Origin of the sequence: Roseimicrobium gellanilyticum (genome assembly GCF_003315205.1) — a bacterium.
Classification (GTDB): Bacteria; Verrucomicrobiota; Verrucomicrobiia; order Verrucomicrobiales; family Verrucomicrobiaceae; genus Roseimicrobium; species Roseimicrobium gellanilyticum.
The window spans coordinates 79,074-103,205 of sequence record NZ_QNRR01000009.1 but is presented as its reverse complement, the minus strand read 5'-3'; the positions used below and the strand labels follow the sequence as shown (position 1 = coordinate 103,205).

Annotated in this window: 23 protein-coding genes; 11 read left to right on the top strand and 12 right to left on the bottom strand. The window is 60.7% G+C overall.

The window, feature by feature from the left end; genetic code table 11:
- Positions 1-39 precede the first annotated feature (39 nt).
- From DES53_RS22420 to DES53_RS22415, 3 genes are all read left to right on the top strand, one after another.
- Positions 40-507 (top strand): L,D-transpeptidase, encoded by a 468-nt coding sequence (locus tag DES53_RS22420; RefSeq protein WP_113960565.1) that lies wholly within the window; start codon positions 40-42, stop codon positions 505-507.
- A 148-nt stretch (positions 508-655) separates the two neighbouring features.
- A complete protein-coding gene (locus DES53_RS33900; RefSeq protein WP_281270190.1) occupies positions 656-778 on the top strand; it encodes a hypothetical protein in 123 nt (40 codons plus the stop codon).
- A gap of 150 nt (positions 779-928) precedes the next feature.
- Complete coding sequence (locus DES53_RS22415; protein ID WP_113960564.1) at positions 929-1,111, top strand: hypothetical protein; 183 nt, start codon at positions 929-931, stop codon at positions 1,109-1,111.
- A 115-nt stretch (positions 1,112-1,226) separates the two neighbouring features.
- Here DES53_RS22415 and DES53_RS22410 read toward each other — a convergent pair whose 3' ends face one another.
- Together DES53_RS22410 and DES53_RS22405 are read right to left on the bottom strand one after the other, a co-directional pair.
- Positions 1,227-3,389, bottom strand: a complete 2,163-nt coding sequence (locus DES53_RS22410) for a leucine-rich repeat domain-containing protein (protein ID WP_113960563.1) — start codon at positions 3,387-3,389, stop codon at positions 1,227-1,229.
- An 89-nt stretch (positions 3,390-3,478) separates the two neighbouring features.
- Positions 3,479-4,735: a valine--pyruvate transaminase gene (locus DES53_RS22405; RefSeq protein WP_245958235.1), complete on the bottom strand. Its 1,257-nt coding sequence runs from the start codon at positions 4,733-4,735 to the stop codon at positions 3,479-3,481.
- A gap of 204 nt (positions 4,736-4,939) precedes the next feature.
- Here DES53_RS22405 and DES53_RS22400 point away from each other — a divergent pair, with 204 nt between their 5' ends.
- On the top strand, positions 4,940-5,425 hold the full coding sequence (locus DES53_RS22400) for a hypothetical protein (protein WP_147263553.1): 486 nt from the start codon (positions 4,940-4,942) through the stop codon (positions 5,423-5,425).
- 23 nt (positions 5,426-5,448) lie between these two features.
- A complete protein-coding gene (locus DES53_RS22395) occupies positions 5,449-6,384 on the top strand; it encodes a thioredoxin family protein (protein WP_211325645.1) in 936 nt (311 codons plus the stop codon).
- 22 nt (positions 6,385-6,406) lie between these two features.
- On the opposite strand, the gene DES53_RS22390 is transcribed toward DES53_RS22395, so the two are convergent.
- Together DES53_RS22390 and DES53_RS22385 are read right to left on the bottom strand one after the other, a co-directional pair.
- Entirely contained in the window at positions 6,407-6,919 is a 513-nt protein-coding gene (locus tag DES53_RS22390) for a GNAT family N-acetyltransferase (RefSeq protein ID WP_113960559.1), read from the bottom strand.
- Positions 6,916-8,505: a peptide ABC transporter substrate-binding protein gene (locus tag DES53_RS22385; RefSeq protein ID WP_113960558.1), complete on the bottom strand. Its 1,590-nt coding sequence runs from the start codon at positions 8,503-8,505 to the stop codon at positions 6,916-6,918. Before DES53_RS22385 ends, DES53_RS22390 begins: the two co-directional genes overlap by 4 nt.
- A 93-nt stretch (positions 8,506-8,598) precedes the next feature.
- On the opposite strand from DES53_RS22385, the gene DES53_RS22380 reads away from it, so the two are divergent.
- Positions 8,599-8,973, top strand: coding sequence for a globin domain-containing protein (locus DES53_RS22380; RefSeq protein WP_113960557.1), 375 nt, complete (start codon positions 8,599-8,601; stop codon positions 8,971-8,973).
- Positions 8,974-8,984: 11 nt separating this feature from the next.
- Positions 8,985-9,848: a DNA-3-methyladenine glycosylase family protein gene (locus tag DES53_RS22375; RefSeq protein ID WP_113960556.1), complete on the top strand. Its 864-nt coding sequence runs from the start codon at positions 8,985-8,987 to the stop codon at positions 9,846-9,848.
- A gap of 39 nt (positions 9,849-9,887) precedes the next feature.
- Here the strand turns inward: DES53_RS22375 and DES53_RS22370 are convergent, their stop codons facing one another.
- The gene (locus DES53_RS22370; RefSeq protein WP_113960555.1) at positions 9,888-11,198 is read right to left on the bottom strand and encodes a glycosyltransferase family 2 protein; all 1,311 of its coding nucleotides are present in this window, start codon (positions 11,196-11,198) and stop codon (positions 9,888-9,890) included.
- A gap of 9 nt (positions 11,199-11,207) precedes the next feature.
- Positions 11,208-11,717, bottom strand: a complete 510-nt coding sequence (locus tag DES53_RS22365; RefSeq protein WP_170157306.1) for a dTDP-4-dehydrorhamnose 3,5-epimerase family protein — start codon at positions 11,715-11,717, stop codon at positions 11,208-11,210.
- 119 nt (positions 11,718-11,836) lie between these two features.
- On the opposite strand from DES53_RS22365, the gene DES53_RS22360 reads away from it, so the two are divergent.
- The 4 genes from DES53_RS22360 to def all read left to right on the top strand — a co-directional run bounded on the left by DES53_RS22360 (position 11,837) and on the right by def (position 15,017).
- Positions 11,837-13,138, top strand: a complete 1,302-nt coding sequence (locus DES53_RS22360; RefSeq protein ID WP_113960553.1) for an energy transducer TonB — start codon at positions 11,837-11,839, stop codon at positions 13,136-13,138.
- 30 nt (positions 13,139-13,168) lie between these two features.
- Positions 13,169-13,858 carry a MotA/TolQ/ExbB proton channel family protein gene (locus DES53_RS22355; RefSeq protein WP_113960552.1) on the top strand — a complete coding sequence of 230 codons (690 nt, stop codon included), beginning with the start codon at positions 13,169-13,171 and terminating at the stop codon, positions 13,856-13,858.
- 41 nt (positions 13,859-13,899) lie between these two features.
- Positions 13,900-14,334: an ExbD/TolR family protein gene (locus tag DES53_RS22350; protein ID WP_113960551.1), complete on the top strand. Its 435-nt coding sequence runs from the start codon at positions 13,900-13,902 to the stop codon at positions 14,332-14,334.
- Between the two features lie 71 nt (positions 14,335-14,405).
- The gene (def, locus tag DES53_RS22345; protein ID WP_113960550.1) at positions 14,406-15,017 is read left to right on the top strand and encodes a peptide deformylase; all 612 of its coding nucleotides are present in this window, start codon (positions 14,406-14,408) and stop codon (positions 15,015-15,017) included.
- A gap of 347 nt (positions 15,018-15,364) precedes the next feature.
- On the opposite strand, the gene DES53_RS22340 is transcribed toward def, so the two are convergent.
- The 6 genes from DES53_RS22340 to DES53_RS22315 all read right to left on the bottom strand — a co-directional run bounded on the left by DES53_RS22340 (position 15,365) and on the right by DES53_RS22315 (position 24,075).
- On the bottom strand, positions 15,365-18,022 hold the full coding sequence (locus DES53_RS22340) for a DUF4838 domain-containing protein (protein WP_113960549.1): 2,658 nt from the start codon (positions 18,020-18,022) through the stop codon (positions 15,365-15,367).
- A gap of 543 nt (positions 18,023-18,565) precedes the next feature.
- Positions 18,566-19,153, bottom strand: a complete 588-nt coding sequence (locus tag DES53_RS22335; protein WP_113960548.1) for a YdcF family protein — start codon at positions 19,151-19,153, stop codon at positions 18,566-18,568.
- Between the two features lie 45 nt (positions 19,154-19,198).
- Positions 19,199-19,753: a DUF1444 family protein gene (locus DES53_RS22330; protein WP_113960547.1), complete on the bottom strand. Its 555-nt coding sequence runs from the start codon at positions 19,751-19,753 to the stop codon at positions 19,199-19,201.
- Positions 19,754-19,763: 10 nt separating this feature from the next.
- Entirely contained in the window at positions 19,764-22,007 is a 2,244-nt protein-coding gene (locus tag DES53_RS22325) for an excinuclease ABC subunit UvrB (protein WP_113960546.1), read from the bottom strand.
- A gap of 53 nt (positions 22,008-22,060) precedes the next feature.
- Complete coding sequence (locus DES53_RS22320) at positions 22,061-22,921, bottom strand: rhomboid family intramembrane serine protease (protein ID WP_113960545.1); 861 nt, start codon at positions 22,919-22,921, stop codon at positions 22,061-22,063.
- On the bottom strand, positions 22,918-24,075 hold the full coding sequence (locus DES53_RS22315; protein WP_113960544.1) for a zinc-binding metallopeptidase family protein: 1,158 nt from the start codon (positions 24,073-24,075) through the stop codon (positions 22,918-22,920). The genes DES53_RS22320 and DES53_RS22315 overlap by 4 nt, the downstream gene beginning before the upstream one ends.
- Positions 24,076-24,132 lie beyond the last annotated feature (57 nt).

Genomic DNA, 24,132 nt, shown 5'->3' with positions numbered 1-24,132 from the left:
GGGCGCGCAGACTACGCTGCCGGACGTAAAATGCAACAAATGCAGCAGTTCACGCAGCCTCGTCTGGAAGTCTCCATCGGGACCCAGCTCCTCAGCCTCTGGGATGGACGCCGCCTGGTGAAGCAGTGGCCGTGCAGCACCTCGAAGTTCGGTATCGGCTTCACTCCAGGGTCGAACCAGACACCTTTGGGCGCCTTCCGCGTGGCGGAAAAGCACGGGGATGGCCTGCCTGAGAGAACCATTTTCAAATCCCGCAAGCCCGTCGGCGAGTGGCAGCCAGGTGGCCCGACAGATGGAGACCTCATCCTTTCCCGCATCCTCTGGCTGGAAGGCTGTGAGGAACGGAATGCGAACACCTTCGACCGGTACATCTACATCCACGGTACGAATGACGAGGGCAGCATCGGCCGGATCGCGAGCCATGGTTGCGTGCGCCTCAAGAATGCGGATGTGGCCGCCCTGTACGACCTGGTGGATGTGGGAACGCCTGTTTGGATCGGGGAATGAACGAGTTGCCCGCCGTTGGCAACTTGCACGAAATCCCAGAAAATCGGAGTTGGCATCCGGCCTGCTCGCCGTTATAGCCCGAATCAAGGGTTGGTGTTACCCACCATCCCCAAAAACAGCAATTCAATCTATTCAACGATACCCGACCATGAAAGCCACCATTGCCGCCCTTGTCCTGGCCGTTGCCGGCCTCACCCTTTCCTCCTGCGCTTCCAAGAATCCCCCTCCCCCCCAGCCCTCCGTGGACATGGGCCACACCAGCAGCAAGTAAGCTGAGCTGATTCAATCCGATCTTCAAAAAGCGCGCCGAGCCTGTCTTGGCGTGCTTTTTTATTGCATCCGGCGACACAGATGCCACGCATCAGCCGTTGTTATTCAGTCTAAACCGCTCATTCAACCAACAGTACTGCTCCCAAAAATCATGACCCGTATCCTTACCCTCGCCCTTGCCGCCGCCGCGCTGAGCCTTTCCTCCTGCGCTGCCATCAAGAAGGATTGCGACTCCTGCTGCGCCTCCAAGACCGCTGCCAAGAAAGAGTGCTGCGCCAAGGCTGAAAAGGCTGGCAAGAAGTGCGCTACCTGCGAAAGCGGCCACAAGCACTAAGCTTGGCGAAGCCCAGCGGCTTCAGAACCTTTCCAGACCGCCGGCTCCCGATGAGGGACCGGCGGTTTTTTTCTCTTTTGACCGGAAGGCACCACCCAGTTCGCGAACGGAACTGTCACTTCTCGCCCAATATCTCATCCCACGCTTGTTTTGTCTCGGCACCGAGCTGCTGGTAGATCTTCTCCACCTCGGCAGCGGACTCCTTGTCCCGGAGCATCCTCAGGCAGAGAGCTGCGACGGTCTGGTCTGGTGTCCCTGCGGGGAGCTTGAGGGCGCTCGGTTGGTAGATCCGCTCGTAGGCGTACTCTTCGTACTCCGCCTCTTTGCTTTTTGGTGATGGCTTGGTGCCATCCTTCAACACGGAGCGTAGAACCTGGAGGGCCTCAGGTGACTCGACATCCCGCAAAACGGCAAGTGTGAGCCAGCGATTACCCGAATGGGGATCGCTCAGCGCCTGCCGTGCCAGCCGTTCCAGGGTGACTTGGTCGTGACGCCACTCCTTCGCATGTTCTTCGCCGAACACCCAGCGAAGGGCTCCCAGGCTTTCCATGCTACCGGGCTTCGCGGACTTGATGGCTTCGTGAAGCACCTCCTTGGGCAGGTAGGGAAGCAGCACCCGGGCGAGGAGCTGGTCCAGCGGTGAAGCCATCTCCCAAGGACCCTGCCCGCAGCCGAAGAGTTTGAGGTAGAGCGCGGCTCTCGCCTGGACAGTGGGGAAGTGCTTCTCGAATTCTGCGAGGGCATCGTCCTCTGTGGACGTGGTCAGCTTCGACCTGTCCAATGCAGGGGGCAGCAACGTGGCATAGATCTCCTGCTGGCGGCGCAGGGCAGCGGCACGGCGCAGGGATCTCTCTTCTGCAAGCTGATGCGGATCTTTGTACCCGTGTTTGGCAAGCCATCCGGTGAGGTGGTGCGCACTGGAACCCGTAAGAATACCATCGCTGGGCCACGTGCCGCCGAGCCAGCGAATGGATCTGCCATGGTGGAATCCAATCACGGCCACCAGTTCCTCGCCTTTGTAGCATTCAAAGGTGAGGTCTCCCAGGCAATTGCAGTGTCCATAGTTGATGACTTCGCTTACGGCAAAGTTCTTCGCCAGCTCCTGAATCTCCAACACGTCGCGAGTCTCGTGTATGGTTTTCACCTCTTCAGCGCCACGAAGTCGCACTCCACCCGATCTGGCGCGAAGCTTGTCCACTCCCTGAAGCTCCTTGGCGAGCTCCTCGTTCATGCTCTTGTGGATCCTCGCCTGGGGATTTGCCTTCACAAATGCTTCGATCGCTTTCGGAGGAGCTGAGCATTGGAGCAGAAAGGCGCTCTTGAGGCTGGGCATGCTGACGTCCGGGAGGTTCGCCACCTTTCTGTCCTGCACGTGGAGCTCCGTGAGCTTGGGCAGGTGTTTGATGGCGGCGAGATCAAGAGGTGGAAAGGATGTCCCATCACGCTCAAAGGCATGACTGGCATGGAGTACCCGCAGGTTCTGCAGCTTGGCCAGCCAGCGCGCTTCACCGATATAGTCGCAGTAGTCTGCCACGAGTGTCTTGAGAGCCGTGAGAGAGCCGAGCGCTTCAGGATCTGATTTCTCCAAAGGCCAAGGCAAGCCGAGATATTCGAGAGGGAGACCTCTCAGAACGCTCAAATCAAAATGCCGGGTACTGGCTTGACGGAGATCCAAGAACCGAAGCTTCTGCAATCTCAAGAACGGGGACATGTCGGTGCAGTGCCAGGACCCTCCGGACTCCACCATCAGCGTGCGCACCTCAGTGGGAATCGGCGGCATTTTCTCCCCAAACTGCCAGACAGCCTTTCCTTCGACACTCAGGCACACATGTTCCCAGTCGAGCTTGGCGAGATGCTTTTCGATGGCCTCAGGCCACGTGGTGAGGGTCACGCCACGCAGGTTCTTCAGCGCCGTCGCGTCCATGTCCGTAAGGGGGTTGATCATGGTGCGGGGTGAGGGAGGCCCATGCAGGCTGCCCTCAAGCTCGGCCTTTCGCTCCTCCACTTCGCAAGCCACCATCACCACCCGGCCATCATCCAGTTTCCTGTAAAGACCATCGTACTTGCGAATGAAGGCATATGTTCCAGGCCCATCCAGGCACAGTTTGAAGCCTGCCACGAATGCCACATCTCCTGGCACGGGATTTTCGCCCTCGGTGGTGATGAGTCCAGGCTCCAGCGGAGCGCCGTCCAACTCGAATGTGTAGTCACCGATGGTATCCGCCCGGACTGCGGCGAGAGCCAGCAGGAGAACGAGGAAGGTACAGACGCACTTCATACTGCGAGCTTAGCGCAGGGGCGCACGCGATGTCGACTCAGCATGCATTTACGTCCCGTGGCGAAACCGAAACAATCGCCGTGTGCCGGTCATTGGCTCGCCTTCACCGCTTCCTCCGCAAGGATCTCCAGTCCCTCCTGCACGATGTCATGCGGTTGGGAAAACGTGATGCGCAGGCACTGGGCGGCGTGAGCCCACGGCTGCTCCAGTCCGAAGGAGAAGTAGTGCCCGGGGATGACCAGTACGCTGCGTTCCTTCAGCCGTTGATAGAGCTCCGCGGAGGTGATGCGCAGATCCTTGAGCCACAGCCAGAGGAAGAAGGCGCCCTCGCGCGCGTGCAAGGCCCAGCGAGTGCGGTCACCCAATGAGTTGGTCAGCACCTCGGCAGCGAAGTCGGAGCGGGCTTTGTAAAAGGGGCGAATGACTTCGCGGCTCAGGCGCGGCAGGGTGTCATCGGCCAGCAGCGGGGTCAGCAGGGTCTGGCCGAGATTGGGATTCGCCAGCGCGAGGATGGCGTTCATGTTGCTGAGTGCCTTTACGATTTCCTTTGAAGCGACAATCATCGCGTTGCGCACGCCGGGCAGCCCCACCTTCGACATGCTGATGGAGAAGATCATGCCCTCCTCCCAGTGCGGATGGAAGCCGGTGTAGAGCACATCAGGAAAGGGATGGCCGTAGGCGTTGTCCACGATGAGCGGAATTCCATGCTTCCGCGCGAGGTCACGCAATCCGTCGAACTCGCCCTGCGTCAGCACATTGCCTGTGGGGTTCGTGGGGCATGAGACGGCCATGGCGGCGATGTCCGGTGTGATGGCCTTGCGGAGGGCCTCGAAGTCCACGCGGTATTTGATTTCATGCGGGCCGTGCTCCTCGATCTGAGGCAGGCACGCGGCGAAGTGTTCCTCGCTCAGGCCCTGGTTGGCGTAGCCGATGTACTCGGGTACCAGAGGGCAGAGGATGCGCTTTTTCCCCGAAGGGGAGTCGCCGGCGAGAAGGTTGAAGAGCAGGAAGAACGCGGCCTGGCTGCTGGGCAGGACGCAGATGTTTTCACGCGTGACGTCCCAGCCGCACTCACGTTTCAGGAAGGCGGCGAAGGCCTCGCGGAAATGCGGGTTTCCCGAGGGCGGATCGTAGTTGAGCAGCATGCGGTCGAGCGCTGGACCATCCTCCACCAGGGCATGCATCCTCTTCCGCCACAGCGCCTGCACTTCCGGGATGGCTGCCGGCTGGCCTCCCCCGAGCATGCGCATGTCCGGGTGGGAGGTCATCGCCGCACCGAGGTCATCCATCAGCTCCTGAATGCCGCTGGGTCCGGACAAAAGCTGGCCGATGCGTGAGAAAGTCATGGGCATGAGGATCGTGTCGTGTTTCGCGAAAGGACGTCGGTCAGCGTCGCAGGGCGGCGAAGCTGCTGCTGGTGAACATGATGGCGGTCAGGAGGTCGATTGGAAAGACGGAATGAACCAGTGCCGGGCAAAAATGTCCATGCATGGCGCGGGGCGGTAGTTTTCATTGAAAAGGCCCCACGCTCTCCTTAGAATTTCTTTCTCATGATGTTCCGTGCCTTATCCACAACGGCCCTGCTGGGTGCGCTGGCCGCCCTTTGCTCGTGCGCTTCCAGCACGACGCCGACTGCTACGCAGATGGACCGCTATTACGAGAAGGCGGAGCAAATGGCGCAGAGCCAAATCGACATCATCGACGGACAATTGCGGCGCGGCGAAATCAGCCAGGAGAGCTATGACGATCGGCTGAAATCCATCAAGAACAACATCCCGAACCAGGCGCAGGACATGGCCTGGGCGCGGCACGAGATTTCCGATGCGCAGAAGCGCCAGCTCGGCATTCCCACGGGCGGCAATCCGGTGGATATGTCCCTCCCGAGCGCGGGAGCAGCGGGTGGGTTCTACAGGCCGTACAACCAGCAGGGCGGTGACCTGAACAGCCAGAACTACGGAACGGCCACGAGCGGCGCCGCCATGTGGAAGGGCTATCAGCCGGGCTCGATGGCGGGCAGCCTGGGAGGCATGCGCTAGGACCCATGCGCATGCGCTTCCCCATGCGTCGCCTGTTGCTGGTAACGTTGCTCCCGACGCTGCTGCTCACGCAGTGCCATTTCGGAAGCCATGTTGCTGGCCGTACCCGTCACGTGCTTGCCAGCGCGGGCGCGAGGACCAAAGCCCTGACCAAGAAGCGGCCGAAGAAACAACCGAAGCAGGAGGAGCCTGAGAAGGGGCTGCGCGGATTGATGAATGACGGTCAGGCCCTTGCCGGGGCCAGCACCGGAGGCATGCCGGGAGAACGTCCTGGTGGCACTGCGGGAGGTGGCGCTGAGGGAGGCGTGTTTGACTTTTCCAATGTGGTGCAGACGCAGGCGCAGAACTTTGGGCGTGTGGGCTGGCACAGCAGTCTCACCACCGCAGCGCAAGATGCCCGCCGCTCCGGGAAACCGTTGCTTATCCTCTTCACGCATCAGGGCAGCAGCTCTGCACAGGCGCTGGAGAATACGCTTATGCTGACCCCGGAATTCCGCACCCTGGTGTCCGAGCAGTTCATTCCCCTGCGCATCAATTACGCGAACACAGACACGCGGCAAAGTCCCTACTACCGCGACTTCAAGGCGCGTCTGGAGGCAAAGGGATATCCGACCGTCGTGGTCACGCTGCCAGATGGCACCGAGATAGACCGCATTGCCGGATACAACGAGAAAGACGCGGGCGAAAAGAGCTCCTACACGAAGGCGTATCTCCAGCGATTGGAGAATGCGGTGAAGAACAGCGGCAAAGCCGCGGAAGCGCGTCGCCAGCGGCTGGAATCGCAACGTTATCGCACCTGGACCAGCAAGGACGGCACGAAGGTTTTTGCGCGACTGGATACGCTCGATGCCAACATGGCCACCTTCACCACGGAATGGGGTGAACCTTTCAAGACATTCCTGACACGACTGAGCGACGCAGACCAGGCAGAGATCGCATCGCGGCGGGGTGAGGGGTGAAGAAGCGCTGAGGCTCCTTCTTTCAGCGACGAGGATACTCCCACCGCCACACGAGTCTGTCTTCTGGCTCCATGGCCTCACCTACGAAAGTGAAGCCGCACTTTTCCAGCACGCGGCCCGAGGCATTCTTTTCCGGCAGCGTGTGTGCGCGGATGATTTTTACCCGAGCGTCCCGAAAGGCCTGTTCCGTCAGAAAAGCTGCCGCCTGAGTGGCAAGGCCGTGGCCCTCCCAGGATGGTGCGATGGCATAGGCAATCTCCACCATGCCGTGCGCATCTGGCGGTCCTTTGTAGCTCGCGCATCCAGCCCAGTAATTCTCAGCGGGAATCATGACGACAAAGCCAAACCGCCAAACGTCCGGTCCGCTGGCGGACTTTACATCTTCGAGGTACGACGATGGCACCTGCTCGAAGAAGTCTTGCAAACCTGCGGCCACTCGCAGGCCGGTGACCTTCTCATAGGCCGCTTCACTTTCCATCAGTGCGAGCAGATGGGCAGGTTCCAGCGGAACCAGTTCGATTTTCAAGTCACTCATCGTGCCGGTGCTGGATCCCAATACATGGCGCGGAAGGGATGATTGTCGATGAGGTTGGCCTTCACACCCTTGAGGTTCGCGCGGCGGAACTGCACACCCACATAGTGATACACGGGGATGATGGGCGCCTGCTCAGAGATCAAAAGTTTTTCCGCGTTGCTGAAAATTTCATGGCGCTTGGCCGTGTCGCCCTCGGCCGCTGCGGCCGCGATGAAGCCATCATAGGCAGGGCTTTCCCAGCCGGTGCGGTTGTTGCCATTCCCGATGGTGAACATCTCCAGGAACGTATTGGGATCGTTGTAGTCCCCCACCCAGCTGGAGCGGCACATGTCATAGCTCAACTCGCGCATGGCGCTCAGCCAGATCTTCTGCTCCTTCTTGTCGAGGTTCACCGTGACGCCCAGGGTCTGCTGCCACATGGACTGCAATTCCACGGCAATGTTGCGCTCGATGGGCAGGGGCAGGTGAAGGTACTCCACACGAGGGAAGCCGCGACCACCGGGATAGCCCGCCTCTGCCATCAGAGCCCTGGCCTTCTCCGGATTGTATTCGGGACCGGGAGGTGGCTGATAGTTCTGTCCCGTACCGGGAGGCGTAAGCGAGAAGGCGGTCTGCTCGCCAAGCTGCGTAATCTTTTCCACGATGCGTTTCCGGTCCACCGCATAGGCGAAGGCGAGCCGCACACGAGGATCCTGGAAGTGCGGCTTCTTGGTATTCATGCGAATGAACCATGTGCCGAGGAAGGGTCCCGTATGGAAGTAATCTTCCTTCTTGAGTTTCGGCACGAGGGAGAGCGGCACCATGCCCTTGTCCATGAGGAGATCTGCCTGGCCAGTGAGAAAGTAATTGAGCGCGGTGTTCGCCTCGCTGATGGGCAGTACCTCCACGGTGCGCATCTTCACGTTGTCGCGGTCCCAGTAGTTGTGGCTCTTGATGAGACGGATCTTGTCATCAATGAGCCACTCACCCATGACGTAAGGGCCATTGCCGATGATGTTGCGGGCCTTGATCCATGAGTCGCCGTGCTTTTCCACGGTGGGGCGATGCACGGGGGAGAGCGTGAGGAAAGCGCAGAGGTCGATCCAGTAGGGAATCGGATTCTCCAGCACGCACTCCAGTGTGCGATCATCCAGCGCCTTCACCCCAATCTGTGAGGGGTCGGTGACCTTCCCTTCGTTGAAGGCCTTCGCATTCACCAGGGGATAGAGCTGCGGCGCATAGTCGGAAGCGGTCTTCGGATCCAGGGCCCGCTGCCAGGACCACACAAAGTCATGTGCCGTGACCGGGTCGCCATTGCTCCACACCGCGTCTTTGCGGAGGTGGAAGACATAGCGCTTCTTGTCCTCGCTCACCTCCCACCGCTCGGCGACGGCGGGCTCGGCCTTGCCACCGGTATTGCGGCACAGGCCTTCGAAGAGCGATTCGCTGATGCGCATGCTCACCTGGTCCGTGGCTTTGGCGGGATCGGGCGTTTCGATTTCCGCGCTGTTCACGAAGACCAGGTCCGCCCTCTCGCGAGAGCCGCCACAGGCGCTCAGCAGAAGGAACAACGGCAGGGCAAGGGTGGTGCGGAGTGCGCGGATCACGCGGGCACTCTTGCGGCATCTGCGCGTCTGGCAATGGGAAAGCGAAAGCGGGCCATGCCATTGCGGTCACCCGCGAGGCTGGTAGACTGGTGCATGGTAGATCAGATTTATGCGCGGCTGGGTGAAGAGGGGCTGACACGATTGGTGGCGGCCTTCTACCGGCGTGTGCGCACGGATGACGTCATCGGCCCGCTGTACCCACCGGATGACTGGGAGGGCTCGGAGAAGCGCCTGCGTGACTTTTTCATTTATCGCTTCGGTGGTCCGGATCGTTACATCCAGGAACGTGGGCATCCGCGGCTGCGTGGCCGGCACATGCCCTTCAGCATTGGCGTGAAGGAACGGGACCGCTGGATGGAACTCATGGAAGGTGCGCTGCAGGAAACGGGCGTGCCAGAGGAGGAGGCGAACGTGCTGCGTGAGTTCTTTGGCCAGCTCGCGGACTTCATGAGGAACCGGCCGGAGTAGGAGCAGTTCGCATGGAGTGGATCAAGCTGGCAGCACCTGGGTTCGATCTCGCAGCGACGCTGGAAAGCGGGCAGGTTTTCCACTGGCATCGCGAAGGGCAGACCTTTCATGGGCTCATTGGGAACACGCCGGTGTGGGTACGGCAGAGCGCGCCTGACCAGGTGGAAGCGGAAGCCGGGACGGAGGCGCTGGTGAGCAGCTACCTGGCGTTGGATCACGACTTCACGAAGATCCGACGCACCCTACCGAAGGGCGATACGCACCTGAAGCGGGCGCTGAAGTATGCGCCCGGCATCCGCATCCTGCGCCAGCCGAAGTGGGAGTGCCTTGCCACCTTCATCACTTCCTCCATGAAACAGGTGGCACACATCCGGCAGATTTCGCTCACCTTGAGGGAAAAATATGGGGAGGTCATCACCACCAGGGAAGGGGTGAAGCTTCATGCGTACCCCACCCCGGCGGCGCTGGCCAAGGCGGGTGAAAAAGCGCTCCGCAACTGTGCCCTGGGCTACCGCGCGGGATTTCTGCACCAGACGGCGCAGCTCATTGCGAATGGGAAGTTCGATCTGGAGGCGGTCTCAGCATTGCCGGATGACGAAGCCCTGCTGCGCCTGTGCGAGCTGCCCGGTGTGGGGCCGAAGATTGCACAGTGCACCCTGCTCTTCTCGTATGAGCGGCTGGGTGTGTTTCCCATCGACGTCTGGATTGAGCGGGCACTGCGGGAGCTGTATTTCTCGGATGCGGAGGACAAGGTGACCTCACGGGTGCTGAAGGAGTTCGCACATGACCATTTCGGTCCGTACCGGGGGTATGCCCAGCAGTGGATTTTTCATCACGCGCGCACGAGTGGCATCTTCTCCCGCAAGCGTGATTGAGGCGTCCGTGGCGTTTGGCGGTGTATCCAGCGTGAGGCGTTACCAGGGCAGATCGCCAACAGGTTGCAGATCCATCCAAGCTACTCGCAACGCCAGCTCGCGGGCATCGGCACTCACTCCCAGATGCAAGGGACACACGGCGCCCGGCAGCTCCAGCACGAGGGTGTTCACCGCTGTCAGAGCCTCCGCGGGCACTTCGCACTCGAGCTGCTCCCAGTCGTTGGCACGCAGCGTCCATTCGCCCATGAACTTGCCATTCACGATCACGCGGACAGGTTGCACCTGCACTTTGCCGGGAATCAGGAAAGGTTGCACGCTCATGCGCAGCAGGCTCTGCTGGGGAGATTCCAAGGAGAAAACGAGTGCCGCCGTCGTGCCGTCTGTCCATCGGCAGTCGGTCTCCGGCACGCTCCAGCCCGGTCCCAGATAGGGCTCCGCAGTCGTGTCGGCGAGATTCAGCCGCGCGGGCAGGGGCTGGGGAGCTGGGGCGTCTCCATCCCGACGTTCCAGACCACGCAGACGCCGGTTGCGCCGCACGATTTCGCCCGGCGGCACATCCTCGGCCACCTGGATGCGAGGCACGCTTTCCGGATGTTGCCGTATCAGGGCCGTGATTACGGCCTGGAGCTCGTGGACACGGAAGTCCCGTTCCTCCCGGATGCGTCGGAGACACTCGCGCTGCTCATGGCAGGGCTTCTCCACGTAAGAGTCTTTGCGCCAGGAGGCATTGAACTTGAATACAGTAAGCTCCGGCACGCAGGTGAAGCGCATGCCCTGCAGGGCGGCCCGGTGGAGGAACTCGGAATCGGGGGGCAAACGCACGGTCCTGTAATCCTTCCATCCGCCAATGGACAGACCGGCCTCGCGGCGATGCATCACAGACGAGGGGGGCACGGCCATGTCTTTGTCGTGCACACCACCGGGAGCCACTCCGGTGAGGAGGCGCACACGTTCCCGCCCAGGCGCCACTTCTGGGCCGAGCATTTGCAGCCAGGTGTACCCGAAGTCCGCCCCAGTCTCGTCCATGGCCCGCACCAGCACGGCAAGGTGCCTGGGATGCCAGATGTCATCATGCCCCAGGTAGGCGCAGTAGGTGCCGCGCGCGAGGCGGAGACCTTCGTTGTTCGGAGCGGACTGATTTCCTGAGTTCTCGGGGAGATTGTGCCAGCGTACGCGGGCATCACCGAACGACGCAGCGACCGCAGCGCTGTCATCCGTGCAGCCGTCGCCGATGACCAGCACCTCGAAGTCCTCAAACTCCTGGTCGAGCACAGACTCGATGGAGTACCGAAGGACGCTGCTCCAGTTGTAAGTGGCAATGATGACGCTGACTCGCGGAGCCGGATGCATCTAATCTATCTAGGTCGGGAACCGGTAGGGAATGCGGTCGTTGTTGAGCGGGAGCCGGTACTTGTCCGGATCCGTGTGATTGTACGGCCGAGTCGGCATGTTGAAGAAGAGCAGATCATCCGAACCTACGTTCTGGATGGCATGATACACGCCTGCGGGGATGACGAGCAGCCCGCGGTTGTGTTGGTCGAGGAAAACCTCGTTCACCAGGCCATAGGTCGGGGACGACTCGCGGTCGTCAAAGAGCACGGCCTTCATCGTGCCCTGGCTCAGGAAGAGGCGGTCATCCTGAAGGCGGTGCACGACCCAGCCCTTGACCTGGCCGGGCCGGATGGTGACCTGGTACACGTACACCAGAGGGTCGGGGTGGAAGCTCCACTCAGGGTTGAAGACTTCACACACCGTACCCCGTTCATCCGGATGGGTCACGGCCCGGCGGACGCGGACGCCATCGATGAGGGGAGCTACCCTTTCGCCCGCCGGGGTCACGCTCTGGGGATCTTTCTGCGGTGTGCTCATGAGTTCGAAAGCGTGCACCATAGCCTCAACCGGAGCGGTGCAAGCGGCAATCGGGAGGGCGGAAACCGGCACGGAGCGGGACTTGCGACTTCGGAGTGAGCTGGCATGGTATCCCTTTCATGACGCACGCGGAATCCCGGACCATCACGTACGCCATCGTCGGTTCGCTGGCGGTGCATGTGGTGCTTGCCCTGGCGTTTGCCGTGTGGATTGGAGTGGCGTCCTTTCACCAGATGCTGGCGGCTCCAAGACCAGACCTCGCGGAGGAGCCTGAAGTGGTCCTGCTTTTCCCGGACCCTCCTAACCTGGATGTGGCGACGCCTCCTCCTCCCCCACCCCCGCCACCTGCGGAGAAGAAGATGGACCCATACATCCGCACCACGCAAAACACCGCGGTGGCGGAGGCGCCCAAGGACGCGAACTTCGAATCTGACCGGAACACCGTCGCCATGACGCGTGGCACCGCCGCCTCCACCCCTGATGGGCCTCCGATGCCCTCCATGGAGGGTCTGGATCGCGAGACCAAGGAATTGGCCAATCGCACCTACAAGGCGGGCGAGACAAAGGATGACTCGGCACCCGCTACGCCGCCTGAAAAGCCCTCGCCGCCGCCTACGCCGCCCAAAGTGGCGGAGACTCCCCCTGCCCCTGCCCCCAAGCCGGAGCCGGAACCGCTCCCTGTTCCTCCCCCGCCCCCCGTGACCGCGCCCGCGCCTCCACCTCCCGTGGCGGAAGTGAAGCCGAAGGAACTGGAGAAGAAGGAAGAAGAAGCGCCAGCACCGCCTCCTCCCACTCCACAGATGGCGAAAAAGGAGGACTCTCCTGCCGAGGCCATGATGAAGGAGCTGGACCAGAAGCTCGCCGAGGAGCCGCCGAAGGCGGAACCTCCCAAGCCTGCGCCTGAATCACCGAAGACGCTGCCTCCGCCGGAGCCCGCGAAGCCGCCCATCATGCGTGAAGCGGCGGAAGAGGTGCCGATTCCCAAAGCCATTCCGGTGGCGAAGCCGGTGGTGAATACACCGAAGCCCCAGGAGAATGCCTTCCAGCCTGAGACGCATCGTGGCAAGATCAAGGGCTCGATCAGCAATGTGGGTGATGAAGACGCCGTGGCTGCTGCCGCCACACCTGCGGGTCGCTACAAGCGCATCGTCACCAGTGCGATTGAGAAGAAATGGCACCAGTACCGCATCCAGCGCATGGATGCCGTGGAGCCCGGTCATATGAGCCTGCGCTTCTACGTGAACAAGAAGGGCAAGATCGAGGACCTGAAAATCCTGGAGGAAAAGGCCAGCCCGCTCTTTGAAGATTTCACCATTGAAGCCATTCTGAAAGCGGAGATTCCTCCGCTGCCTGCCGACCTCGTGCCCATGCTCGACAAGGAGCGCCTGGAGATGACCTACAACATTGTCATTCATCCATAACTGTCCGACCCGCCTCGACCGATCTGAATCATGCCCGATCTTGAACTTCTCGCCTCCGTCAGCAGCGGTATAGACACCGTGTGGAACTTCGTACGTGGAGGCGGCGAGGTGATGATCCTCATCGGTCTCTGCTCGCTTGCCAGTGTGACCATCATCATCATCAAGGCGCTGCAGCTCCGGGATGGCATGCTCTTCCCGCCGAAGATCGTGGAGGAGATCAAGAAGATCGAAAACTACGCCTCCACCGGGGACATCTCCCCTCTGCAGGACATGCTGGAGGAGGACGGCAGCGTGGCTGCGCAGCTCGGCATCATCGCCATCTCCGGCAAGCATGAAACGCGCGAGGAGAACAACGAAGCGTGTGAGACCGCCGCGCGTGGCATCATGCACCGTCTGGAGGAAGGCATTCCGATCCTTGAAGTCATCGTGACCGTGTCACCGCTGCTTGGTTTGCTCGGCGCGGTGGTGGGTCTTGTGACGGTGTTCGGCTCGTTCGGCGGGCAGGGTACGGAGGGTGACAATGCCATGGTGGCCAAGGGCATCGCGGAAGCGCTCCACAGCACCATCGCGGGTCTGCTGGTGGCGATTCCCACCGTGATTGCGCATGGCTACTTCAGCCGCAAGCTGGATGCCATCTCCGTACGCATGGAACTCATCCTGCGCCACGCGATTCATGACTTCCACCGTCACTTCGAAGTGAAGCGTGCGATGTCGCGCTAGTCATGATCTGAGCCCAGCGAACTGAGAACTGACCTCCGCCCGTGAATCTCCGCCGCCGCCGCCGTCCTTCGCCCGTGATTCCCATCGTGGCGATGGTGGACATTCTTGTGATCGTGCTGCTTTTCATCGTCGCCACCACGACCTTCCGCAGTCGTGAGACGCAGATGCCCGTGAAACTCCCCACGGCGGAGAACCTGGGAAAGACGGTCGCCACGCAGAACACGCAGACGTCCCTCACCGTGACCAAGGAGAGGAAAATCTTCCTGGGCGGTCAGGAGGTGGCGGAACAGGATCTGGTATCCGCGCTCAAGGAGCTGAAGATGACGGATCCTGACGTGAAGCTGAAGGTATCCGTCGATCGTGAGGCGCCGCATGGGATGTATGTCTCCACGCTTGATGCCCTGGTGGCAGCGGGGCTGGTGAAAGACGTAACCACGCTCCTGCAGCGCGCCGTGGAGGGTGCGAATCCGAACTGACTTCCCGCAGGTTCGCACCTCATTATCTCTTTTGAGATAAGGTGGTTTGTGCTTAGTTGATTGCCCTACTCATGATCCTGCCCATCGTCCTCTACGGAAATCCTGTCCTGCGTGTGAAGTGCCAGCCTGTCACGCAGGTGACAGATGAGATCCGCAAACTCGCCGCCGACATGATGGAGACGATGCATGACGCACGTGGGGTGGGTCTCGCGGCGCCGCAGGTGGCCGTGCCCATCCAGATGGCGATCATCGAAGTGCCGGCGAACGATGAGTCTGTGACCGTGCTGCGTGTGAATGGCGTGGACAAGACGCTCGCGGAAACCCAGCCGATTATCTTTCTCAATCCCAAGCTGGTGCTCGATAACACCAAGGCCACCGGTCAGGAAGGCTGCCTGAGCATTCCGCATCTGCGTTATGACGTGCGCCGCGCCGGCGTGGTGACGGTGACCTACCAGACCCTCGAAGGCGAGACCGTGACCATGGAGGCAGATGGCCTGCTGGGTCGTGCGTTCCAGCATGAGATCGATCACCTCAATGGCATTCTCTTCACCGACCGTCTCTCCGCGGCTTCCAAGCTTGGTGCCCAGCGCAAGCTCAAGCGCCTCGTGCAGGAGTGGAAAGAAGAAGGCTGGACCTCCGCACAGCAGACGAGGCAGGGGGATGAGGATGAAGACGGCGAGTAAGAAGCGAGTCTGCCGTGCGTGATGTGCGCCCGCAAGGAGTGTGGGCATTCTTGCCCCATTCGATGCGTGAACGGAGTTGTCGAGGCAGCGCGTCCATGTGATGAAGCGCGACTCGCAGGGAGCGGCACTAGCCTTAGTGCCGGCGGTGAGCGAAATGGGTGCGGAGCCACTCTGTTCGAAGCTTTGCGGATCTTCCGAGCTCCAAGCGTGGTCACGCTGCATATGACGGCACTAGGCTAGTGCCGCTCACACGCGACGGACGTTCGAAAATGGTGGGATGTAACCACATCCACGGGGACAGGAAAGCCCCCGATCCTTGAGTGAGGCTGGGTCTCATTGGGAGACTCTCACTCAAAGACGATCTCCCCGAAGATGCTCCGGTCATTCATGTTCGTGTTCCCGATCGCGGATGACCAGATGGCACGGTCCATCATGCTGCGGACGAGTTGGTGATTGCGGGCGAAGTTGGCGCGCCAGGTGGTGCCCGGAGTGGGACCGGCGACACCGAGGGTCTTGAAGGGGATGGTGATGAGGGTGCGCCACTGTTTCTTTGAGACATCTACTTCGGGCTGGTGAGTCCACTCGCCATTCCAGGTCGCGTCATCTCGACCATGGCGTGGATCCATGACATCGGTGATGAAGCCAGCTGCAGCGTCCCAACCGGTCTTGGCATGGGCACCAGCCATGAAGCGATAGGAGATCTCGCGTTCCGCTGCGGGAGATAGATACACCTCGACCGATTCTTGATTGCTCAGGTCGAGGTCCCGTCGTTGCGGGCTGAAGGTCGTCTTGCCATCGGGCGGGAGTTCGCAGGTCATGCGCACATAAAGATTCGTCTTGTCATGCAGCATCTGGAGAGTGGTATTCCGTGGAGCTTGATTGAAGGGAGGTGCGACCGTGAGTGTTTGCGTGGCGACATGCTTCCATTCAGGGCCATCCAAAGTTGCGGGTGTAGAGGTGGCAGCGACGGAGATGCGTTTCTTCCCTGGCAACGGGGCCCGGCGCATGGCCTTGGTATCCCAGTTCAGACAGGTGTTGGCGAAGGGTTCCTGGTAGCCGTCATGTGCGAGACGGAGGTGGTTGGCATCGTGACCGGGGAAAGGGAAGAACACTTGCTCCCATCGGACCTCAGCGCGCTTCTCACCTTTCTTCGGGTAGAGCGCTTCGATGAAAGCATTGCGGGCATCGATGGCATTCAAAAGTCGATCTCGTGAGGCTTCATCCGGCTGCACCGTGAAGGCTTGATACAAGTGGATGACGCGCGCGAGGTGGCGGATGTAGTCGAACTCGGTGCGCACCAGTGAGAGTCGTGCTTTTATTTTCGCATTGTCCGCCAGCTTCTCGGCCTGAATCAGATTGGCCTCGAGCGAGGCGAGCAGTTCGGGATGGTACAGGAAGGCGAGGAGCTGAAAGGGATCACGCACCGTCTTGCGTTTCCGGCCTTCCAGCGGCTGGTAGGTCCAGAGATTATTGCGTGTGCCGAGGTGGTCGGAGTACAGCATGATCGCGTCATAGAGCTGGTCGTAGAACGTGCGCATGATTGGCGAGGCCTTGCCGAAAGCGGCATCGCAGAACTCAGGAATGAGATCCTTCGCCGCATTGTGGTCCGGGTCATCGAACATGCGCCCCATGGTGTAATACACCGGACCCTCCAGCCCGAAGAGCTGGCCTGGTCCGTCGCGATACAAGGCCTGGATGCGGCCGGCGGCGAGACGCTTCACCTGGGCCTCCACATACTGCGGGGTGCGCATGGGTGTGTAGCGGCTGCCGAGATTGGGGCACCAGTTGTACACGTAACCGGTGAAGCCACCGGGTATCTCATAGCTTCGCCATGGGGCGATGTCCTCCTCATTGGTGCCCGTGAGCATGACGGAGGTGTTCGCGGGAAACGCTTTGAAGGTCTTCGGTGGCGTGGCCGTGAGGATGTAGGACATCATGGTCACGCGCGCCTTGGGGTGGGACTTCAGCAGGCGCTCGGCGGTGCGGCGATTGAGGATCCAGATCTTCTCACTCCAGTCACCGCCTGTATCCCAGAGCTTCGCGCAGGCTTCACACTGGCATTCACGATAGCCATCTGGCTGACCGAGATCCACGTAGTCATAGCCCGCCTCCACCTGATTCACGAGATCCTGATAGATGAGTTCCTGCACATCAGGATTGGAGAGGCAGTACTGCGGGCGTGCCTTGTCCTTCATGCGCTCTCCATTAATGAGGGCAAAATACTCGGGATGGGCATCCATGTATTTCTCTGCCGGCACGGCGCGATCCCAGGTGTGGCTGCCATAAAGGGCATTCACGCGGGGGAAGCGATTGTGAGCCAAGTCGTAGAAGCTGCCACCGGCGGGATGGCTGCTGTTGATGCGGAGCAAAGGCGCCTTGTGCGTGTTCAGAGTATCGGGAACGGTGATGGCCTTCATCGAGAGGAACTCAATGGAGGGGGAGGCGAGCAGATCATTCTTCGAGTGCGCACTCACTTGCGTGTAACCCGGGAGATCCGGGAAGAGGAAACGCACGCCCATGTAGGTGCGGGCGAAGTCTGCAGCTGCTTTCGCTGTGCCCGTGCGGTCCCACTCGCGTCGGCGTGCGTTGCCCGCATCCGGCTTCACTGACGAGGCGTGATCATGTCCCGCGATGATGATGTCCTTCCCGACCGCTTTATGGATGTAACTCCAGTCGGTGAGTGTGGTGACATCGACGCTGTTCTGCTTGGCGAAGGCGGTGTTACCAAGCAAGAGGGCTGGCTGGGATGGGACGCGTTTGCTTTCGGAGATGATGGCGACGTCTGCGCCGTTTGCTTTGAAGGCAGCTTGCAGGAGCCGTGCTGTTTGTTCGAGGCAGGACGCGAGTTCCGGAGTAGGGGGCGTGTCGGGAGTGACAATTTGGTAGGTGGATTTGCCTTCGGAGAGCAGGGTGAGATCGGCAGAGTGAACGTTTATGGCAAAGGACACCAGCAGCAGGACGCTGACAGGCAGGAAACGAGGGATTCGAAAGCGAAGGCAATTCATGGCTTGGGGATAATGCGTGCAAGGGATCACGGACAGGACCGATGATGCCGCCGCAGTGTTCTCTTTTCATCATGCCGCATCATTCCGACCTGCCCGTTGGGAAGCTGGAATGTTTACGCGAGGCGGAGGGAGATCTTGCTCGATGAGGTTGTGCGAAGTGCTCGGCGTGAAATGTTGGTGCATGACCCACCATGGCCTTGCCACCGCAGACGAGGATGCGACCCCAAGGAGCGGCGTGCTTTAGCCGCCGTGGAATGGTGGCCCCGCATGGAGCGCTGCATGATCATGGCCACCCCTTCATCAGCCATAGGATGCTTGTCATGTGAGAGTGCGTAGCGAGGCACCGGCCATGCCTTTCACGCTCCCACGGCGGCTAAAGCACGCCGCTCCTTGGGGGTTCGTCCTTCTGCTGTGCGATCTCCCGGACTTTCGCGCGAAGCGGTGCTTCGCACACGCACTCCAAAGCGCTTCGCGCAAGGTGGTGCACCTAAGGTGAGCTTCTTGCTGTACGTGATGATCGAATCACGAGACGACTGAGGTTAGCTATTCTCCGAATATCATGTAGTGATGCATGAAGTACACCTCGCGCAGCAGGAACTTCGCCTGGGAACCGAAGGAACGGTACATGGAGGTGGATGTGGGCGATGAGTGCGCCTGAATGCCGAGATCTTCTGCCATCATCATCGCTCGCTTCAGGTGCAGTGGGTCACTCACGATGACGGCGGATTGCAGGCCGTGGGCCTTCATGAGCTTGAGGGCTTCTTCCAGGTTCTGTTTCGTGGTGCGGGATTTCTCTTCCAGCAGCACCGCGGTGGCTGGCACGCCGTGTTGCTGCGCATAGGCGGAACCGACGCCGGCTTCGGAATGGCTTTTCCCATCCCCAAAGCCACCAGTGAAGAGGAGGCGTGGAGCGAGTTTGCGTTGGTAGAGGTCAATACCATGCCGGAGGCGTTGTTCGAAGACAGGAGAAGGTTGGGAGCCTTGGACGCTGGCGCCCAGGACGATGATACAGTCAGCCTGCGTGGCGTGGTCGGTTTGGCCGAAGTTCCAAATGACGAAGCTCAGACATGCTAGCCAGAGAACCAAGGCGCTCAAAAAGAGGAGGGCGATGGCTCGGAGGAGGCGACGCATGTTGTTGATTGGAGAGGGGAAAAACGATGCGCTTGCACTGGCAACTCAACGAGAGAGTACGGACCATTCACCCGAAATGACATCCCGTGTATAGAGCAACCCCGAAAGGGGCTTCTCAGCCGTCTCAATGAGTTCATTCACCTTTCGCTGCAATGCTGCGAGGTGCCGGGGATCAGCACTGCTCGCCACCAGAAACAGGTCGCGGGCGGGTATGGCGACCACGAGCTTCCCTGGCACTTGATCCGCGAGGAATTCCAGGACAGCAGAGTGAAACACCAGTGTGGCCTCATGATCACCACCTGCGGTAACCATGTGGTAGTCGTCACCTTGATGAAACTCAAGGTGCAGGGGAAGGCTGTTTAGGTTCTCCACCGCTTTCTCATGCAATTCAGCAGGCGTGGTTGCGAGTTCCTTGAGATCTCCTCCGTTTGCCAACCGAAAGTGCGTCCCCTTGTCGAAGCCGTAAAGGACGACAAGGTCACCTGCGAGCTTTGATTCCACCGGTGAATCGTCACCAGTAAGGGTGAAATCTGCGGGCACACTATTGGGAAGCGCCAGATACAGCCGGGGCACAACGGTACTGAGATCGCGGTCGCTCATGGATTCCTGACTACCCCTTCTTCGCCCGTTTCTTTCCACCGTACTTCACCTTCCGCTGTGGGAGCTGCGTCATGGCATCGCTGATGCCAGCTTGTTTTTTCAGCTCGCGAATCTGGTCGCGGAGCAAGGCGGCCTTTTCGTACTCGAGGTTGCTGGCGGCCTCGGCCATTTCGGTTTCGAGTTCGCGGAGGACTTCGGTGACGGCGTAGCCACCGGCTTCGTCCTTCACCATGCTTTCTTCAAGCTGCTTGCCGGCCTGCCAGCCATGCAGGCTCTCCTGCACGGCACGCTTCACGGTCTGCGGAGTGATGCCGTGGGCTTCGTTGTGATCCATCTGACGATCGCGGCGGTAGGCGCTGATGTTCAGCAGGGCCTGGATGCTGCCAGTGATTTGATCGGCAAAGAGGACGACTTCGCCATTCACGTGGCGCGCGGCGCGACCCGCCGTCTGCAGCAGGGACGTTTCACTGCGCAGGAAGCCTTCCTTGTCCGCATCGAGGATGCATACAAGGCTCACCTCGGGAAGGTCGAGGCCTTCACGGAGGAGGTTGATGCCCACAAGGATGTCGAACTCACCGGCACGCAGCGAGCGCAGAATCTCCACGCGCTCGATGGCGTCGATCTCACTGTGCAGGTAGCGCACCTTGAGGTTGAGATTGCGCAGGTAGTCGGTGAGATCTTCCGCGGTGCGTTTGGTGAGTGTGGTCACGAGCACGCGCTCGCCCTTTTCAATGCGCTGGCGGCAGAGTTCGATGGTCTCGTCGATTTGTCCCTTGAGCGGCTTCATCGTCACGACGGGATCCAAGAGGCCGGTAGGGCGGATGATCTGCTCCACAATGAGGTGCTTGCCCTTCGTGGTGACATCGAACTTCTCCACCGGCTCGCTGCTTCCGGAAATGCGTACGATGGAACGCGAGCTCGTGAGCTGGGACTGGAGATTGGACTTGCCGCCTCCATTGATACCACCAGGCAGCAGCGCAGGTACAGTCTCCGCCTCGCCGATGCGCTCGCGCTTGTGTGGCACGTAGCTCTTGTTTCCCACGACGCTGTTGTCCACCTCGAACTGGGCAGGCGTGGCGCTCACGTACACGGCCTGTTTGATCGTGGCCATGAATTCGTTGAACTTCAGCGGGCGGTTGTCCAATGCGCTGGGCAGGCGGAAGCCGTGCTCCACGAGAACGGTCTTGCGCGAGCGGTCGCCCTCATACATGCCACCGATCTGCGGGATGGTGGCGTGGCTTTCATCCGCGAAGTAGAGGAAGTCGTCCGGGAAGAAATCCAACAGCGTGCCCGGGGTGCTGCCCGGTGCGCGACCGGAGAGGTGGCGGCTGTAGTTCTCAATGCCCTGGCAGAAGCCCATCTCCTGCATCATTTCGATGTCATACTCGGTGCGCATGCGGATGCGCTGCGCCTCCAGCAGCTTGCCCTGCGACTCGAACTCCGCAACGCGCGCATCCAACTCCGCGCGGATGGCCTTGATGGCGACGCGCAGCTTGTCCGCGGGCGTGACGAACTGCTTCGCGGGATTGAAGGTGTAGCTCTGGAGCTGGGTGGTGGCACTGCCGGTAAGCGGGTCGAAGACGCTGATGCGATCGATCTCGTCGCCGAAGAACTCCACGCGGATGGCTTCATTGTCGAGGTACGCGGGGAAGACCTCCACCACATCGCCACGAGCGCGGAACTTGCCGCGGGTGAAGGCGATGTCATTGCGCTCATACAGCATGTCCACCAGCTTCGAGAGCATGGTCTCGCGGGTCATCGTTTCACCGCGATGCACGGGAAGCATCATGCCCTCATAGTCCTCCGGCGAGCCCAAGCCGTAGATGCAGGACACGCTGGCGACCACGACCACATCCTTCCGCGTGAGCAACGCGCCCATGGTGGAGAGGCGCAGGCGCTCGATTTCATCATTGATGCTCGAGTCCTTCTCAATGTAGGTGTCCGAGCGCGGGATGTAGGCCTCCGGCTGGTAGTAGTCGAAGTAACTCACGAAGTACTCGACTGCGTTGTCCGGGAAAAAGTTTTTGAATTCGGAGTAGAGCTGCGCGGCGAGCGTCTTGTTGTGGCTCATGATGAGCGCGGGCTTGCCAATCTGGGCGATGATGTTCGCCATGGTGAAGGTCTTCCCCGAGCCCGTGACGCCCAGCAGGGTCTGGTGGCGGTTGCCCGCTTCCACGGACTTTACCAGCTTGGCAATGGCCTGCGCCTGGTCGCCGCGCGGGTGGTATTCGGAATTGAGGGAGAAAACGGACACAAAGATATCTTACGCCTGCGGGGGCGGGTGCAAGCGTCTCGGACAGGTTGTCTTCAGCCTTTCTTCAGTCGCTCGCTGGCCTTCTCCAGCAGTTTGCGTTCTGCAGCGGTGAGGCTCTGCATGCCCTTCTGGCTGATCTTTTCCAGGATGGCGTCGACCTTCTCCGCGTCGGTCGCCGTCGGCTCGCCCTTTTTCTTCTTCTCGCGATACGATGGAAGGAGGGTGATGTCCGCGGGCTGCTCGGTTTTCTTGGACTTCAGCAGGCTGGAGAAGGAGGGCATCGTCCAGCGACCCTGCTGATAACGCACGAAGCCGTACGCCGTCAGCACCTGACTGGCGAGCATGATGAGCTGAGCCCAGGCATGCCCCGCCAGGTAGATGAGGGCATTCACGCCCACAATCGCGGTGGCCAAGACCCACGCCGGCAGGGTGAAGAGGATGAGCGATATCTGCGCACGCGGGTACAGAGTGACAAAGGCCAGGAAAACACCGAAGAACACCCCGGTAACGCCCCACACGGACCACGTCGCCGCACCGAGCAGGCCAAAGATGGTCAGGACGACTGGCGTGACCAGCACGAGGGCCAGGAAAAGCTGCACGAAAATTCGGCGTCCGAAAAACTTCTCCACATCCTCGCCGAAACGCCAGAAGAAGAAGGCGGAGAGCAGGAAGAAGAGGTCCGGAGGATTGACGAGAACGTAAGTCAGCGGCGTCCAGAGACGCAGGCCGCCCACGAGTCCGGCATAGGAAAACTGGAGCATCCCAATGATCGAGCCCCCTGCGGCTGCCATGAGGATGGCCGTGACCACCATGCTGACCACACCGCCAATCGCGATGTAGGCCGCCAGGTAGATGGCATGCCCCTTCCACCATGTCAGCGGAAGGTGATCCTTCGACTTGGGAAACCAACTCATGCGGCAACTTGCTCTTTCGCCTCGGGAGTTGCAAGCGGCGCGGGTGCGGGTGGCGTCGATTCTACAGGGACGGGATTCGCAGCCACCGCGGCTGGCTGTGGCTTGGGACGCCCTTCACTCGCCACGTAGTGCACGAAGCGGAGTTTCCTCACCGCAGGCAGGCTCAGCACGAAGGGATACAGCGCGGGTTGCCCGAGGCTGGCGGAAATTTCATTGAACATGGGGGCGCGGCGCACCCAGCGATGCAGCCAGGTGAGAAACTTCTGATCCTCCGCGGGCTCCTGTGGCAGATTCTCTGGCAATGTGGCTGATTCCTTCGGGAAAGGCGTCACTTCCAGGGAGCCGGCACCGAGTTGCAGGCCGAAGGCTTCGCAAGTCTCCAGACCATCCAGGATCTGCAGGTAGTGGGACCAGGTCTCCGCCCAGTCCTCCCACGGGTGCATGGTGGCGTACGCACTGATGTAGGACTGCTCCCAGCCGAGCGGTGGTCCCTGGGAATAGTGCCGATTGAGGGAGGTGGCGTAGTCCAGCCCGGCATCACCGAAGAGCCCGGTAAAGGCCACCCGCAGGGGGTGATCCAGCGCCAGGGTGCCAAACCAACGCTCCCAGAAGTAGTGGCCCGTCTCATGACGGAAGTGGCCCAGCAGGGTGCGGCTGCTCTCGCCAAGCTGCTGGCGGGTCTGCTCGCGCACTGCGTCGTCCGCTTCCTGGAGGTTCACCGTGATCACGCCAACCGCGTAGCCAGTGGTGACCGGAGGGTTCGACAAGGTCTGGATGAAGTCGAAGGCGAGACCTCCCACGGGGTCCTCATTCAGGCAGTGCACCTCGATGCCAAGGCCCAGCAGCGTGGCCAGCAGGCGGCGCTTCGCAGATTCCATGCGACCCCAGAGGGGGAGGTTTCCATACAGGTTCAGGTCCGGGATGGTGCGGTTCAGCCGGCAGGCGGTGCAGAGGATGTTCGTGTCGTCTTTGGCCAGGAGCCAGTTGCACACGCCGTGGGTGGGACCGTTGTCGCAGCGCTTCAGGCCAGACTCGGGGGTGAGCTTCACCATGGTCCCCATGGCAGGGTCGAAGCCCATCTCGGAGCCGCATTGCAGGCACTGCGAGTTTTCGAAAAAGAGCACGTTGCCACATTCGCAGGAGAATCGCTTCATCAGGTGAGGGTGAGGGAATTGGGAGTCTTGAGTCTGGCATGTCAGTCTGCCAGGGGA